At 64.6% G+C, this 15,242-nt stretch carries 15 protein-coding genes; 3 read left to right on the top strand and 12 right to left on the bottom strand.

Annotation, left to right across the window (positions count from 1 at the left end):
• Nucleotides 1-137 precede the first annotated feature (137 nt).
• The 5 genes from R2C4_RS02065 to R2C4_RS02045 form a co-directional block, all read right to left on the bottom strand.
• Complete coding sequence (locus R2C4_RS02065; RefSeq protein WP_141889379.1) at nt 138-767, bottom strand: 50S ribosomal protein L25/general stress protein Ctc; 630 nt, start codon at nt 765-767, stop codon at nt 138-140.
• Between the two features lie 147 nt (nt 768-914).
• Complete coding sequence (locus tag R2C4_RS02060) at nt 915-2,657, bottom strand: di-heme-cytochrome C peroxidase (RefSeq protein ID WP_141889378.1); 1,743 nt, start codon at nt 2,655-2,657, stop codon at nt 915-917.
• A 97-nt stretch (nt 2,658-2,754) separates the two neighbouring features.
• On the bottom strand, nt 2,755-3,921 hold the full coding sequence (locus R2C4_RS02055; RefSeq protein WP_141889377.1) for an alpha-hydroxy acid oxidase: 1,167 nt from the start codon (nt 3,919-3,921) through the stop codon (nt 2,755-2,757).
• A 251-nt stretch (nt 3,922-4,172) separates the two neighbouring features.
• Nucleotides 4,173-4,964, bottom strand: a complete 792-nt coding sequence (trpA, locus tag R2C4_RS02050) for a tryptophan synthase subunit alpha (protein WP_141889376.1) — start codon at nt 4,962-4,964, stop codon at nt 4,173-4,175.
• A 105-nt stretch (nt 4,965-5,069) separates the two neighbouring features.
• Entirely contained in the window at nt 5,070-5,567 is a 498-nt protein-coding gene (locus tag R2C4_RS02045) for an acyloxyacyl hydrolase (RefSeq protein ID WP_141889375.1), read from the bottom strand.
• Between the two features lie 206 nt (nt 5,568-5,773).
• On the opposite strand from R2C4_RS02045, the gene ychF reads away from it, so the two are divergent.
• The 3 genes from ychF to R2C4_RS02030 all read left to right on the top strand — a co-directional run bounded on the left by ychF (nt 5,774) and on the right by R2C4_RS02030 (nt 7,794).
• Complete coding sequence (ychF, locus tag R2C4_RS02040; RefSeq protein ID WP_058286246.1) at nt 5,774-6,871, top strand: redox-regulated ATPase YchF; 1,098 nt, start codon at nt 5,774-5,776, stop codon at nt 6,869-6,871.
• Between the two features lie 174 nt (nt 6,872-7,045).
• Complete coding sequence (locus R2C4_RS02035; protein ID WP_058286245.1) at nt 7,046-7,423, top strand: DUF2237 family protein; 378 nt, start codon at nt 7,046-7,048, stop codon at nt 7,421-7,423.
• Nucleotides 7,424-7,449: 26 nt separating this feature from the next.
• Entirely contained in the window at nt 7,450-7,794 is a 345-nt protein-coding gene (locus R2C4_RS02030) for a lysozyme inhibitor LprI family protein (protein ID WP_141889374.1), read from the top strand.
• 69 nt (nt 7,795-7,863) lie between these two features.
• Here R2C4_RS02030 and trpB read toward each other — a convergent pair whose 3' ends face one another.
• The 7 genes from trpB to R2C4_RS01995 all read right to left on the bottom strand — a co-directional run bounded on the left by trpB (nt 7,864) and on the right by R2C4_RS01995 (nt 15,010).
• On the bottom strand, nt 7,864-9,123 hold the full coding sequence (trpB, locus tag R2C4_RS02025) for a tryptophan synthase subunit beta (protein WP_141889373.1): 1,260 nt from the start codon (nt 9,121-9,123) through the stop codon (nt 7,864-7,866).
• Between the two features lie 504 nt (nt 9,124-9,627).
• Nucleotides 9,628-10,272 carry a phosphoribosylanthranilate isomerase gene (locus tag R2C4_RS02020; protein WP_141889372.1) on the bottom strand — a complete coding sequence of 215 codons (645 nt, stop codon included), beginning with the start codon at nt 10,270-10,272 and terminating at the stop codon, nt 9,628-9,630.
• Between the two features lie 7 nt (nt 10,273-10,279).
• The gene (locus tag R2C4_RS02015; protein ID WP_008555367.1) at nt 10,280-10,630 is read right to left on the bottom strand and encodes a V-type proton ATPase subunit G; all 351 of its coding nucleotides are present in this window, start codon (nt 10,628-10,630) and stop codon (nt 10,280-10,282) included.
• The gene (ihfB, locus tag R2C4_RS02010; RefSeq protein ID WP_008557618.1) at nt 10,630-10,914 is read right to left on the bottom strand and encodes an integration host factor subunit beta; all 285 of its coding nucleotides are present in this window, start codon (nt 10,912-10,914) and stop codon (nt 10,630-10,632) included. Before ihfB ends, R2C4_RS02015 begins: the two co-directional genes overlap by 1 nt.
• Before the next feature lie 244 nt (nt 10,915-11,158).
• On the bottom strand, nt 11,159-12,391 hold the full coding sequence (locus R2C4_RS02005) for a class I SAM-dependent methyltransferase (RefSeq protein ID WP_141889371.1): 1,233 nt from the start codon (nt 12,389-12,391) through the stop codon (nt 11,159-11,161).
• Nucleotides 12,392-12,592: 201 nt separating this feature from the next.
• Nucleotides 12,593-14,272: a 30S ribosomal protein S1 gene (gene rpsA / locus R2C4_RS02000; RefSeq protein ID WP_141889370.1), complete on the bottom strand. Its 1,680-nt coding sequence runs from the start codon at nt 14,270-14,272 to the stop codon at nt 12,593-12,595.
• Between the two features lie 288 nt (nt 14,273-14,560).
• On the bottom strand, nt 14,561-15,010 hold the full coding sequence (locus tag R2C4_RS01995) for a hypothetical protein (RefSeq protein WP_244940767.1): 450 nt from the start codon (nt 15,008-15,010) through the stop codon (nt 14,561-14,563).
• Nucleotides 15,011-15,242 lie beyond the last annotated feature (232 nt).

Below are 15,242 nucleotides of genomic sequence, written 5' to 3'. Positions count from 1 at the left end.
CTGCTCCCCTTTGTGTCAGACGGAACTGGGGCAGCGGCGCCGGGGAAAGTCAATCGCCTGCGCGATCCGCAGCGCACAAAAGAAAACGGGCCCCCGGATGGGAGCCCGCGAAACCGTTGCCCGGACGGGCGCGGGTCTTATTGTTCGACTTCGGTCGCTTCGACCTCTTCGTCTTCCTCGTCATCGGAGGAAGCCAGGCCGGCCGGCGCTGCGATGTTGGCAATCACGAAGTCGCGGTCGATGACCGGCTTGGAGCCAGCGGGCAGGTCGACCGACGAAATGGTGATCACGTCGCCGATGTTCAGGCCTTCCAGGTCCACCACGATCTTCTCGGGGATGTCACCGGCGGTCACGTTCAGCTCGACTTCCGGACGCACGACGGTCAGCATGCCGCCTTTCTTGATGCCGGGGGCCTTGTCCTCGTTGATGAACTCAACGTGGATGTACAGGTTGATCTTCGAGGTGCGGCGCAGGCGCATCAGGTCGAGGTGGGTCGGCAGGTCCTTCACCACGTCGCGCTGAACGTCGCGGCAGATCACGCGCACGTCGTCGTGGCCTTCCACTTTCAGGTTCCACAGAGTGGACTTGAACTGGCCGGCTTTCAGCTTTTTCAGCAGCTCGTTGAACGGAACCTGGATTGCCAGCGGCTCTGCGTCGCCACCGTAAACCACACCCGGAACCATGCCTGCGCGGCGCGCAGCGCGAGCGGCGCCCTTGCCTGTCCCCGCACGTTCCTGGACTACGAGATCAGGAATCTCTTTTGCCATCTTAATTCTCCAATATGTCTGCCGGGGTGCCTCCAAGGCTGTCACCCCGCGTGAAGCCGTGCCTATAGACCCGTTCAGCCATTTTGGAAAGGGGTTTCCTGCCGCCGCAGCCCTTGCAAACAGGGCTGCGGCCGCTTTTCGAGGGGCTCAGATCGACTTCAGATACTCCAGCAAGGCCGTTTTGTCCGCCGCGGACAGGCTGGTGCCGTAATCGTGGCCGCAGCGGCTGTTGCCCGAATCAAGCTGATCGCAGCCGGTGGTCTCGATCACCTGGTCAAAGGCGGTCTGCTCCGCCGCCATGCCCACCGCCTCGATATCGTAGTTCGGGCCGGGCTTGAAGGACGCCGGGCGGTCTGCGGGCGCGGTCAGCAGATCGCGCAGCGTCGGCACAGAACCGTTGTGCAGATAAGGCGCCGCGGCCCAGATCCCGTCCAGCACCCGGGCCTCGTATTTGCAGCCCGGCTCTGCCGCGGATTTGAGCATCCCTGCATTGTCGCCCGTCGGGAAGGCCTTGCGCAGGTCTTCGAACTCCGAGAGCGCATCGCGGTCGTCTTCGTTGCCCGGCGTCGCCTCTGCAGCCTTGGCGGTTGCCACAAAATCCTCACCGAAGGCCCCCAGCGAATGCTGCACGATGGCGCCGATCACCGACACCGCCAGCACGTCGAACGCCTTGGCCTCTGCGCCCAGCGTGGTGCCGGTCAGCGGGATCGACGCCCCCTCCAGCACGCCGGTCTTAACCGTGCGGGTCAGCACCCCGCATTCCCGCGTATCGGTGCCCGCATCCAGGATCGGCGTCTCCCAGGTGGTGTGGAAGATCGAGCGGAACTTGCCCTTCTTCTTGCCATGGCAGGCCACGCAGCCGCCCTCTGCCGCGGTCCGATTGAACACCGCCTCGCCCTGGGCGGCCAGATCATGGTCCAGCTCCCACGGCCACTGCGGCGCGCCGATGTCCCAGATCCATTCCTCCAGCGCCTTCAGCCCGCCCCAGTTGGCCGAGTTCTGCGAGATGTAGTCCCGGTTGAACAGCACCCCGGACTGCGGCTGCGGATGGAATTCGGCAAAGACGCCATAGACCTCGCCCAGGTTGCGCGACAGCCCCAGCAGATCGTTGCCGTTGGCGGAGAACCCCGGCCATTGGGTGAAGTCCTGCCGCGCCGCGTTCCACAGGAACGGGTAGCGGGTGGGCGCATCGGCCACCGCGATGTTTTCCGGAATCAGATGGTCGTCCGCCGGGTCGCCGAGATCCAGCCCCGCCAGCCGGTTGAAGATCATCGACACCGCATCCAGCCGCGCAGGCCCCCAGGCCGGGTCCGGCAGCGAGCGGCTGATCAGGGTGTGGAAGCGGTTGCTCCAGACCTCCACTTCTGCCTTCAGCGCGTTGCGTTCGGACACCGAAGCCCCGCTGCCCAGCACCTTGTCCGCAAAGGCGTCAAACGCCGCATCCTCTGCCAGCACGGCCAGCACCGCATCGTCCAGATCCTTCAGGAAGCTCTGGAAGTCGACGATGCCGGGGCCGCCGTCGATCCTGTAGGCGGTGCCGCTCACCTCAATCTGGCGGGTGTGGCAGGCGGAACAGGTCATGCCCACCGCCATATCCGCGCCGCTGCCATTGGTGGTGAACCCCGCGGGAAGGTCCGCCTCCTGCCGCCCGGTCATCGGCAGGTAGCCATAACGCGCCAGCGCATCGTGCAGGAATGTCCCGCCGCCGGGCAGGGTCAGCGCCCGCATCCAGCCAAGCGGCATGATGCGGGCGCCCTGGTCCTGGGTGTAGAACTGCTGGCGCAGGCTGGGCGTCCAATCGCTGCCCTGATTGACATAAACCGTCTGCGCCGCTGCCGGCGCGGCCATGGCTGCCGCGCCAATCGCGCAGGTTGCTATCAACGTCCTCATCAAATCCTCCGGATACAAAATTAACAACCCATGGTTGCGCTTCTGCGGGAGGCTTGGACAGGGAAATCTCCGTTCGTTTGTCTTTATTGTGCTGGCTTCACGGTTGCCAGCGGCCGCCAAAGTCCTCCGGGATCAGCAGGTTGTGGCGCCCCAGCCCCTCGACCGAGCGTTCGCCGCACAGTGCCATGGTGGTGTCCAGCTCCTTGCGGATCACTTCCAGCGCCGCGGTGACGCCCTTTTGGCCCATCGCGCCCAGGCCATAGACAAAGGCGCGCCCGATCATGGTGCCCTTGGCCCCCAGCGCCAGCGCCTTCAGCACGTCCTGGCCGGAGCGGATGCCGCTGTCCAGATGCACCTCGACGTCATTGCCGACCGCATCCATGATCTCCGGCAGCATCCGGATCGAGCTCAGCGCGCCGTCCAGCTGCCGCCCGCCGTGGTTGGAGACCACGATGGCATCGGCCCCCAGCTTGGCCGCCATGCGCGCGTCCTCGGCGTCGAGGATCCCCTTCAGGATCACCTTGCCGCCCCACATCTCCATCAGCTTTTCGACCTTGCCCCAGTCCAATGCCGGGTCGAACTGCTCCGCCGTCCAGGCGCCCAGCTGCGAGGTGTCGGAGACGCCGTGCACATGGCCCACGATATTGCCGAAGTTGCGCCGCTTGGCGCCCAGCATCTCGATACCCCAGGCCCATTTGGTCATCAGATTGGCAATGGTCCTGGGCGTCAGTTTGGGCGGCGCCGACAGTCCGTTCTTCAGATCCTTGTGGCGCTGGCCGAGGATCTGCAAATCCAGCGTGATCACCAGGGCGGAGCATCCGGCATCCTTGGCGCGCTGGATCAGGCGGCGGATATAGTCCTCGTCCTTCATGGTATAAAGCTGGAACCAAAACGGTTTGGAGGTCGCCTCCGCCACCTCCTCGATCGAGTTGATCGACATGGTTGAGAGCGTGAAGGGCACCCCGAAGTCTTCCGCTGCGCGGGCCGCCTTGATCTCGCCGTCGGCGTGCTGCATCCCCGTCAGCCCCACCGGGGCCAGCGCCACCGGCATCGCCACATCCTGGCCGATCATCCGGGTGGCGGTGGTCCGCCCGGACATATCCACCGCCACCCGCTGGCGCAGGCGGATCTTCTCGAAATCAGAGGTGTTCTCGCGGAAGGTCTGTTCGGTCCAGCTGCCGCTTTCGGCATAGTCATAGAACATCCGCGGCACGCGGCGTTCATAGATGCGCTTCAGGTCGTTGATATTGGTGATCACCGGCACCGGACTGTCTCCCGCTTTCGTTTGGTAAAGTTTTCTTACCAATCTGGACCAACAAAAGCAACGCCGCCTTTGCCGCACCCCTTGAGACGCAAAAACCACGCCAAAGGGCGCGGTTTCTTCAACTATTGGCGCATCTCGAATCTGGACCGCCCGGCGGCACCGCCGGGCAGCGCCCGACCCTCCCCACGGGAGGGCGCTTCGCACCCACCCAGGCTCGGGCGCTGCCCTAGGTGTCTTATTCGCCTGGCCCCTCAGCCCTTATGCGCGCCGTCCGCAAGCGACTTCACAAACGCCAGCACTTCCTCCGGGGACTTGCCTGCGCCGATCTGGCTGACGATGGCACTGCCCACCACCGCGCCGTCAGAGATCGAGGCGATGTTCTGCGCCTTCTCCGGCGTGTTGATGCCAAAGCCCACGATGATCGGAAGATCAGTGGCCGCCTTGATGCGCGCCACCTCGGGGCCGACGTCGCCGGCCTCGGCCTCAGCGGCGCCGGTGATGCCGGTGATCGAGACGTAATAGACAAAACCGGAGGTGTTCTGCAGCACCTTGGGCAGGCGCGCGTCGTCAGTGGTCGGGGTCGCCAGGCGGATGAAGTTCAGCCCCGCCTTCTGCGCCGGGATGCACAGCTCTTCGTCTTCTTCCGGCGGCAGGTCCACCACGATCAGCCCGTCGATGCCCGCGGCCTTGGCGTCCTCCAGGAACTTGTCCACGCCGCGGCTGTAAATCGGGTTGTAATAGCCCATCAGCACGATCGGGGTGGTGTCGTCGCCCTTGCGGAAGTCGGCTGCCAGCTGCAGCGTCTTTTCCAGCGTCATGCCGCCGTCCAGCGCCCGCTGCCCGGCCAGCTGAATGGTCGGCCCGTCCGCCATCGGATCGGTGAACGGCAGGCCCAGCTCGATGATGTCCACGCCCGCGCCCGGCAGCCCCTTCACCACCTCCAGAGAGGTGTCATAGTCCGGGTCGCCTGCCATCACATAGGTGACAAAGGCTTTCTTTCCGGCGGCGTTCAATTCGGCGAATTTGGCATCAATGCGGGTCATGGGCGGGCCTTGCTTTCAGGTTTCCGCTCCGGTGTGCCGAATGTTGCGCGGGAAATCAATCCCGCGCCGCGCGCCGGCCCGTGCGACCCGCAAGAAGGCCCCGGCTCAGCCGCCCAGCGGAATGTGCCAGCGCAGCGTCACCGAGTTCACGCCGGGGTTATCATCCGCGGTCGAGGCGTTGGATTTGTGGCTGAACGCCAGCGACACCGCCTTGCCGTTCTGGAACCGCTTGCCCACCGCCACCAGGGTGCGGATTTCAAAGGCAGAGCCAAGGTCGTTGGCATCGGAGCTTTCGTGGTAGGCGCCGGGCATCAAGCTGGACTCGATGAACCAGTCATTGTTCAGATCAAACACGCCGCTGATGCCGACGCCGGCAAACACGTCGCCGGTCTCCTGCACCTCCAGCGCGGCGCCGAAGCGCGCCGACAGCCGCCCGCGCTCGTGGAACGGCGCATGCAGGTAGTCCACTGCGAACATTGCGCCGTCTTCCGCCGCATCCCGGTGATAGTCGGAATACCCCAGCCCCAGCGTCACCTCCTGGGCGGCCGCGGGCAAGGCCATCGCAGCCGACAGTGCCGCCGCCAGCAAAGCTGTCTGTTTCATTTCGAGCCCCTCGCAGAATTATTTATTTTGCTTAAAGATATTTTATTGCAGTGGTTTTCCAAGCCACCTCACGAAAAAGCAATATGAGGGCCTGCTGTGCGGAGCCGCACAGAAGCCGATTGTGGCTCTTTTACCAGCCATACTCGGCTTGCGCGCCCGCCCAATGCTGCCTAGAAGCAGCTCCCAAATGGCATCAGGAGGCCGAAATGGGCTTTAAAATGGGAATCGTCGGCCTGCCCAACGTGGGCAAATCGACGCTGTTCAACGCGCTGACCAAAACCGCCTCGGCGCAGGCGGCCAACTTTCCGTTCTGCACCATCGAGCCCAACGTGGGCGAGGTTGCGGTGCCGGACGCACGGCTGGACAAGCTGGCGGAGATCGCCAAGTCGAAACAGATCATCCCGACCCGGATGACCTTTGTCGATATCGCGGGCCTGGTGAAGGGCGCGTCGAAGGGCGAGGGCCTGGGCAACCAGTTCCTGGCCAACATCCGCGAAACCGACGCGATTGCCCATGTGCTGCGCTGCTTTGAAGACGGCGACGTGACCCATGTGGACGGCCGCGTCGATCCGGTGGCCGACGCCGAAGTGATCGAGACCGAGCTGATGCTGGCCGATCTGGAAAGCATCGAAAAGCGCCGCGCCAACCTGGTGCGCAAGCTGAAGGGCAACGACAAGGAGGCCCAGCAGCAGGACCGGCTGCTGGCCGCCGCCCAGGCGATGCTGGAAGACGGCAAGCCCGCCCGCCTGGTCGAGGTCGACGCCGAGGATGCCAAGGCCTGGAAGATGCTGCAGCTCTTGACCACCAAGCCGGTGCTCTATGTCTGCAACGTGGGCGAGTCGGAATCGGTCGAGGGCAACGCCCATTCCGCCAAGGTGGCCGAGATGGCCGCGGCGCAGGGCAATGCCCATGTGATCATCTCTGCCCAGATCGAGGAAGAGATCAGCCAGCTGGACCCGGAAGAGGCCCAGATGTTCCTGGAGGAGATGGGCCTCAGCGAAGCCGGCCTCGACCGGCTGATCCGCGCAGGCTACGACCTTCTGCACCTGGAGACCTATTTCACCGTCGGCCCCAAGGAAGCGCGCGCCTGGACCATCCGCCAGGGCACTGCCGCGCCGCAGGCAGCGGGCGTTATCCACGGCGACTTCGAGAAGGGCTTTATCCGGGCCGAAACCATCGCCTATGACGACTTTGTCGCCATGGGCGGCGAACAGGGCGCCAAGGAAGCCGGCAAGATGCGCGCCGAAGGCAAAAGCTATGTCGTCAAGGACGGCGATGTGCTGCACTTCCTGTTCAACACCTGATCTGCAGCGTCCGCTGGACTGTCAGCCGCCCGTCAGCCCCGCTGGCGGGCGGTTTGCTTTTTGCACCCGCCTGCGGCAAGGCTGCAGAGGCGCGACCGCTGCCGCCGGAAATCTTGGGACCGGCGGCGCAAACGCGCTACAGTTACTTGTGCATGCAGCGAGGGCGGGTCATCCATGGAAAAAGAAGAGAGCATCAACGTACTGGGCAGCCCGCTGGCGCCTTGTTCCACTGCCCCGGTGACCGGCTTTTTCCGCGACGGCCATTGCAACACCTGCGCCGAGGATCACGGCAGCCACACCGTCTGCGTGGTGACCACGGCGGAGTTTCTGGCCTTCAGCAAATATGTCGGCAACGACCTGTCCACGCCGCGGCCGGAGTTCGGCTTTGCGGGCCTGCAGCCCGGCGACTGCTGGTGCCTGTGTGCCGCCCGCTTCCTGCAGGCCGCGGACGAGGGCTGCGCGCCCCAGGTGAATCTTGAGGCAACCCACATGCGGGCGCTGGACATCGTGCCGCTGAGCATTCTGAAAAGCTACGCCGCCGATCCGGCCTGATCCGCCCCCAGCGAAGGAGACTGCCCATGCTGCGCTTACTGGCCCTTCTCGCCGCACTCAGCCCCGCTGCGGCAACCGCCCAGCCCCATTGCAACGGCCAGACCCAGATCGACGCCAATTTCTGCGCGATGGAGAAATGGGAGATCGCCGACAGGGAGCTGAACCGGCTGTGGAGCCAGGTGAAGCCGGCCGCCGATGCCCGCGGCACCGGACAGGCGCTGCTGGCAGAGCAGCGCGCCTGGCTGAAACGGCGCGACGCCACTTGCGGGCCGGAGCAGGCCTCCGGCGGCAGCGCGGCACCGATGTTCTATTGGGATTGCATGGAGCAGGAGACCCTGCGGCGCAATCAGGTGCTGCGGGCACTGCAGTAGCCCGGCACAAGAAAGGCCCCGGAAATCCCGGGGCCTTTTGCGTGAGGCAGAGGCGGTAGGACGCCTGCCTTATTCCTCGAAGGTGCGCCCCTCTTCGGTGTCGGACATGTCAAAGCCCAGGTGCTTGGCGACGGTGAACACGTCCTTGTCGCCGCGGCCGCACATGTTCATCACGATGATGTGGTCCTCGGGCAGGTCCGGCGCGATCTTGGTGACATGGGCCAGCGCATGGGAGGGCTCCAGCGCCGGGATGATGCCTTCGGTGCGGCAGCTGAGCTGGAACGCCTCCAGCGCTTCCTTGTCGGTGATCGACACATACTGCGCGCGGCCGGTGTCATGCAGCCAGGAATGCTCCGGCCCGATGCCCGGGTAATCCAAGCCCGCGGAGATCGAGAAGCCTTCCTGGATCTGGCCGTCCTCGTCCTGCAGCAGATACGTGCGGTTGCCGTGCAGCACGCCGGGGCGGCCGCCCGTGAGGGAGGCGCAATGCTGCATCCGGTCATCGACGCCCTTGCCGCCGGCCTCAACCCCGATGATGTTCACCGAAGGGTCGTCCAGGAACGGGTAGAACAGGCCGATGGCGTTGGAGCCGCCGCCGATTGCGGCGATCACGGTGTCCGGCAGGCGGCCTTCGCCTTCCTGCTCGGCCAGCTGCCAGCGGACTTCCTTGCCGATGATCGACTGGAAATCGCGCACCATCGCCGGATAGGGGTGCGGGCCGGCCGCGGTGCCGATGCAATAGAAGGTGTCGCGCACATTGGTCACCCAGTCGCGCAGCGCGTCGTTCATCGCGTCCTTCAGGGTGCCGCGGCCAGAGGTCACCGGGATCACCTCGGCGCCCAGCAGGCGCATGCGGAACACGTTCGGCGCCTGGCGCTTCACGTCGTGCGCGCCCATATAGACGATGCACTTCAGCCCGAACTTGGCGCAGACGGTGGCGGTGGCCACCCCGTGCTGGCCCGCGCCGGTTTCGGCGATGATCCGCGTCTTGCCCATGCGCCGCGCCAGCAGGATCTGGCCCAGCACGTTGTTCACCTTATGCGCGCCGGTGTGGTTCAGCTCGTCGCGCTTCATATAGATCTTGGCGCCGCCCAGTTCGGCACTGAGGCGCTCGGCATGATACAGCGGGCTGGGACGTCCGACATAGTGTTTCCACAGATCGTCCATCTCGGCCCAGAAGGAGGGATCATCCTTGGCCTTGTTGTATTCTTCCTCAAGGCTCAGGATCAGCGGCATCAGGGTTTCCGAGACGAAACGCCCGCCGAAGATGCCAAAGCGGCCCTGTTCGTCCGGACCGTTCATGAAGCTGTTGAAAAGATCGTCGGCCATGGTTCTTCCCTCACTTTCGCAGCGCCCGCCATGACTATAGCGCAGCCGCGCCTTGGTAAAGGGAGATTGCGCAAGCGGGCGCATCCGGCCAGGGCCCCTGCCCTGCCGGTGTGTTCCTGTTCTGCTGTGCCGGCTGCCTGTCCTGAAGTGCGGACGGATAAGGATGGCGGCGCCGCCAAGGGGCGGAGGCGGGACGGGAGGGTTTCTCCCGCACGCTGAACGTTGTCTCTGCGTGCCCTTGCCAAAGGGCCCTGTTCCAAGGTGCCGGGGGTGTCAGGCCCGGCGGTGACCGCGATCAGGGGGCACTATGGCATCTGACGCCTAAAATCCGGTGAGGACGGCGTCCGCAGGGGGCGCAACACCCTGGACGGTGCGCTGCGGGGCAGCGGCGGCGCAGTGAGTATTTATGGAAAGATGAAAGCGCGGGCGCGGTGTTTCATCTTTCCCCAAATACTCAAAATCCGCCCCGGCAGCCTCCGCGCCGCCCGCGGCGGTGCGCAGCCCTCAGCCGCGGGCGGCCCGGGTGAAGGCTTCGATCAGGCCCGCATCTTTTTCGCCGGGGGCGCTTTCGACGCCGGAGGAGACATCGACCTGCCGGGCGCCGGTCATGCGGATCGCCTCGGCCACGTTTTCAGGCGTCAGGCCGCCGGCCAGCATCCAGGGTTTCTGCCAGTATTTGCGCCCGGCCAGCAGCCGCCAGTCAAAGGCAAGGCCGTTGCCGCCGGGCAGCTCTGCCTCCTTCGGCGGCTTGGCGTCGATCAGGAGCTGGTCCGCCACCTGTTCGTAAAGCGCGATCTGCGGCAGATCCGCGGCATCGGCAATGCCCACCGCCTTCATCACCGGCAGGCCGTAGCGGCTGCGCACTTCGGCCACCCGCTCCGGGGTTTCGCGCCCGTGAAGCTGCAGCATGTCGAGCGGCACGGCGCCGGTGATGGCGTCCAGTTCGGCGTCGCCGGCATTCACCGTCAGCGCCACCTTGCACAGGCCAACGGGCGCTTCGACCGCCAGCGCGGCGGCCTGTTCGATGCTGACGTTGCGGGGCGACTTCGCAAAGAAGACAAACCCGGCATAGGCAGCGCCCGCCGCGGCAACGGCGGCCACATCCTGCGGGGTGCTGAGCCCGCAGATCTTGACCCGGATGTCCGTCATGACCGGCTCAGCCTGCGTCTTCGAGGAGCGCCAGGACTTCGTCCTTGCCTTCGTTCTTCTGCTTTTTCAGCCGCTTCACTTCGCGGTTCAGCTTGCGGGCTTCGCGGGCCTTTTCGGCCGCTTCGCGGCGGTGCTTGTGCTCGCGGATCCATTCCCACAGGAAGCCAAGCACCAGCCCGGCGCCGACCCCGCCCAGAACCACAGCAAACAGCGGCAGCGAAATGCCCGGGTTGAAGCCGAACAGCTCACCCAGCGCCTCGGGCATCAGTTTGAGCTCAACAAAACTCCGGTTGGCAAGGCACACCGACACCAGCACGATGGCCAGAGATCCCAGAACCGCATAGCGAATGTAACGCATCAGGCTTTCCCGTTCAGGCGGTCCCTCAAGAGTTTACCCGTCTTGAAGAACGGCACATGTTTTTCCTCGACATGGACGGTTTCACCGGTGCGGGGATTGCGGCCGACCCGCGAGTCCCGCTTCTTGACCGAGAAGGCACCGAAACCGCGCAGCTCCACCCGGTCGCCCCGGGCCATCGCGTTGGTTACTTCCTCAAACACCGTGTTCACGATCCTCTCCACATCCCGCTGATACAGGTGCGGGTTTTCGTCTGCAATCTTCTGAATCAACTCAGAGCGGATCATGATCTGTTTTCCTCCCAGGATGCCGTGATGTTTTGGCTATTGTTCTGAGAGTATAGGAAAAATTCCTGGGCGGGGGAACAAAATGACGCATGCGGGACGGGAAAACCGGCAAGAGTTCACCCGCTTTCCAGCCCGCCGGGCCCGGATCGGGCGCCGCCGCCCGGCGCTGCATCGCGGCATCCGTGGTCCGGATGCCGCGGCGGTGCCGGTTGATTCGCGCCCCTCAGGCCGCCCGGCAGCGGCGCTAGTGGCAGGGCTGGCCCTGATGGCCGGCGCCCGCGGCGTCCGCAGGGCGCCAGGCCGCGGGGGGCGGGGCGGACCGGTCGCCGCCTTCCCGGAGCGGCGGGCGCAGGCGCCACGCCGGGTTCAGCCACACGGTGGCAGCCGCGGCCTCTCCGGCGGGGATAAGCGGGCCGTTTGCGGCGACGCTCAGATGCGAGGTGTCATGCTGCGCGGTGACCGCCAGGCGGTCCCCCGGCGCTGCGGCCTGCGCTTGGTCCAGCAGGAAGGCCGTGCGCCCCCAGTGCCCGCCGGAGTCCATTCCGTTTGCCACCCGGATGCCGGGCGCCAGCTGCATTTCGAAACTGACAAGGACCGCATGGACGGTGCCCGCGGCAGCACACATGAGGTCCGTTGCGGTGCGTGCGGGGGTCAGGTCCGGCCTGGTGAAATCAAACCGGAACAGCTCTGCCGCCGGGCCCAGAGGCCGCAGGCCGCAGGCCGCGAATTCGCCCGGCGTCAGCTGCGCAACGCGGGCAAAGCGGTGAAAGGCGCTCAGGTCGAAGCCTTCCGCCTCTTGCGGGCGCCACTGGTCCAGCAGGCCGCTGCTTTCCACGAGCTGCGCCTTCAGCGTTCCCCATTCCGGAACCGCACGCGCGTCTGGCTTGGCCAGCGCGGACATCGCATGGGTGAGCGTCGCAAGCGCACCCTCGCCCAGCAGGACGGTGTCGACGATTTCCGAGATCACAACGTCCGCCCGTTCGGGAATATCCGTGCCCACGGCGATGTCGTGCGACCATTTCGGGATCACGGTGATCCGGTCGCTGAGACCGTTGTCCGCGATGACACGGGTTGCGGCCTGGGCGATCAGCGGCTGCTGTTCGCAGGTGTAGACATGTTTCGCGCCGGCCCGTGCCGCCAGCATGGCCGTCAGGCCGGCACCGCAGCCGATATCCAGAACCACATCCCCCGGCCGCACCTTGGCGGCGATGGCCTCGGCGTAGGCGCGGTTGCGCGCGCTGTCGGCAAGCATCGGGAAATGCCAGCGGGGCACGAACATCTGGTGCAGCCGCTCCTGCAGCACCTGTGCCTCGTGGTGGCGGGGATCCAGCGTGAGGGCGTCGTCTAGGATCTGCGAGGTCCGCAGGCCGCCATCGTCCAGAGGTTCGGATTTTGCGCGCTGGACCAGTGTGTCCGCGTGCGGGGCGCCCGCGCCGTGAAAATCCTGCGCAGGGTCAGCCGAGTGTCTTTTCGTCAACTTTTAGTCTTCCCGATTTAAAGCAAATGCCATTGGTTTGCATATTCATCATGCGCCTCTAACAAATGATGAAGGGAAGGCCGGGGGCGGGGCGGCGGAGGCCGCGCCAAGGCCGTTTTGGCCGGGCCGCCAGGAGCCGGAACAGAAAAAGCCCCGCAGTCGCCTGCGGGGCTTTCCAGTTCAGAGCCGTGAGGCCGGGTCTTAGTCGCCCGACTTCAGTGCGGCGCCCAGGATGTCGCCCAGCGATGCGCCGGAATCCGAGGAGCCATACTGTTCCACTGCTTCTTTCTCTTCCGCGATCTCGCGCGCCTTGATGGACAGGCCCAGGCGGCGGGTCTTGGAATCGACGTTGGTGACGCGCACGTCGACCTTGTCGCCAACCGAGAAACGCTCGGGGCGCTGGTCGGCACGGTCGCGGGCCAGGTCGGAGCGGCGGATGAAGGACTTCATGCCTTCGTATTCCACTTCGATGCCGCCTTCTTCGATCGCGGTCACTTCGACGGTGATCACGGAGCCGCGCTTCACGCCGCCCACGGCTTCGGCGAACTTGTCGCCGCCCAGAGCTTTGATCGACAGCGAGATACGCTCTTTGTCGACGTCCACTTCGGAGACAACGGCCTGAACCACGTCGCCTTTGCGGTAGTTCTGGATCGCGTCTTCACCGCGCTCGTCCCAGGACAGGTCGGACAGGTGAACCATGCCGTCGATGTCGCCGTCGAGGCCAATGAACAGACCGAATTCGGTGATGTTCTTGACTTCGCCTTCGACCTGGGTGCCTTCCGGGTGAGTCTCGGCAAAGACTTCCCACGGGTTGCGCATGGTCTGCTTGAGGCCCAGGGACACGCGGCGCTTGGCACCGTCGATTTCCAGAACCATGACGTCGACTTCCTGAGAAGTGGAGACGATTTTGCCCGGGTGGACGTTTTTCTTGGTCCAGGACATTTCGGAGACGTGAACCAGACCTTCGACGCCCGGCTCCAGCTCAACAAATGCACCGTAATCGGTGATGTTGGTAACGCGGCCCTTGTGAACGGAGTTCAGCGGGTACTTGGCGCCAACCAGATCCCACGGATCTTCCTGCAGCTGCTTCATGCCCAGGGAGATGCGGTGGGTCTCTTTGTTGATCTTGATGACCTGAACCTTGACGGTTTCGCCGATCGACAGGATCTCGGAGGGGTGGTTCACACGGCGCCATGCCATGTCGGTGACGTGCAGCAGGCCGTCAACGCCGCCCAGGTCAACAAACGCACCGTATTCGGTGATGTTCTTGACGACACCGTCCACTGCCTGGCCTTCGGACAGGTTGCCGATGACTTCGGCGCGCTGCTCGGCGCGGGACTCTTCGAGGATCGCACGGCGCGAAACCACGATGTTGCCGCGGCGGCGGTCCATCTTCAGGATCTGGAACGGCTGCTTCAGACCCATCAGCGGGCCGGCGTCGCGCACGGGGCGGACGTCAACCTGCGAGCCGGGCAGGAAGGCAACAGCGCCGCCCAGGTCGACAGTGAAGCCGCCCTTGACGCGGCCGAAGATCGCGCCTTCGACGCGCTGATCATCTGCGTATGCTTTTTCCAGGCGGTCCCAGGCTTCTTCGCGGCGGGCCATCTCGCGGGAGATGACAGCTTCGCCACGGGCGTTTTCTGCCGAGCGCAGGAAGACTTCCACTTCGTCGCCGACAGCGATTTCAGCAGCTTCGCCGGGGTTTGCGAATTCTTTCAGATCAACGCGGCCTTCCATCTTGTAGCCGACGTCGATGATGGCCTGGCCGGCTTCGATTGCCAGCACTTTGCCTTTGACAACCGAACCTTCGTCCGGGGTGTCCATTTCGAAGCTTTCGTTCAGGAGGGCTTCGAATTCCTCCATCGATGCGTTTTGAGCCATGAGGTCTCAGGTTTCCTTTACTAACGGTTTTCTGGCCGGGCGGTTGTCTCCGCCGGTCTTGGTTAGCCCTACAGAACGTGGTCCGGAGCACATCTGATCAAACAAACACAAAGGGCCGAGGTGTTCCTCAGCCCTGCTCAGATGTGCCACCCGGACGTTGGCCGCCCTTGTATTGACAGCGCGCGTATAGGCGGATTCCCGGGGTTGCGCAAGGGAAAAGCCCTTTTGGGCAAGGCGGAGACGGCATTTGTGCAGCCCCTGCCCAGCCGTTCGGGCGCCGGGGCCGCTTCAGGCCCGGTCCGGGCGCCGGTATTCCTGCTCCAGCAGCACGACGCCCGTCATCACATAGTCGACCGACGCGCCCTCTCCCCGCAGGGGGAGCATGATTTCGGTGGAGCTGCGGTATTCCGGCAGCGGGCCGACATAGGGCAGCGAGACCAGCAGCGGCCGGGGGTTGGCGGCCACTTCGGCAAAGCAGGTCCAGATCATGGAGCCGGGGCCAAAGCCCGGGCGTTCAGACAGGCGGGTGCCGGCGACTTTGGTGCTTAGGGTATTAATGATCTTGCTGCGCACATAAAGCGCTTTGAAATCAGACAGTTCGCCACTCCCGGTCCGCTCGATTTCAAAGACCGCCAGGATATTGGTCGTCGTGCTGACATACGGCAGGCTCAGTTCGGCGAGCCGCGGGAATGCGCCCGCCTCCGAGGCGTTCTGCCAAAGCATAAGAACGGGTTTCAAAGCGGGATCCAGATCACTCGCAGAAAAATCAGCGGTAAACATGGAAACTGGCACCCCTTGCAATACTAACTGACAGCCCCAAGCCCAGCGGATATGCCGGAGGCCGAAAGGGTGCCTGCAGCCTAGTATAAAGCAGATGGAATGCATGAATAGTCTCCGCAGGCGAATTTTACCTGCGGAGAAACCGGCAGCGGGCGCGGCAAAGGCCGCCCGCCGCCGGGGATCAGCCCTC

The organism is Leisingera aquaemixtae (genome assembly GCF_006740765.1).
Taxonomy (GTDB): Bacteria; Pseudomonadota; Alphaproteobacteria; order Rhodobacterales; family Rhodobacteraceae; genus Leisingera; species Leisingera aquaemixtae.
The sequence above is the reverse complement of the archived record's forward strand: the minus strand, read 5'-3'. Positions and strand labels throughout refer to the sequence as shown.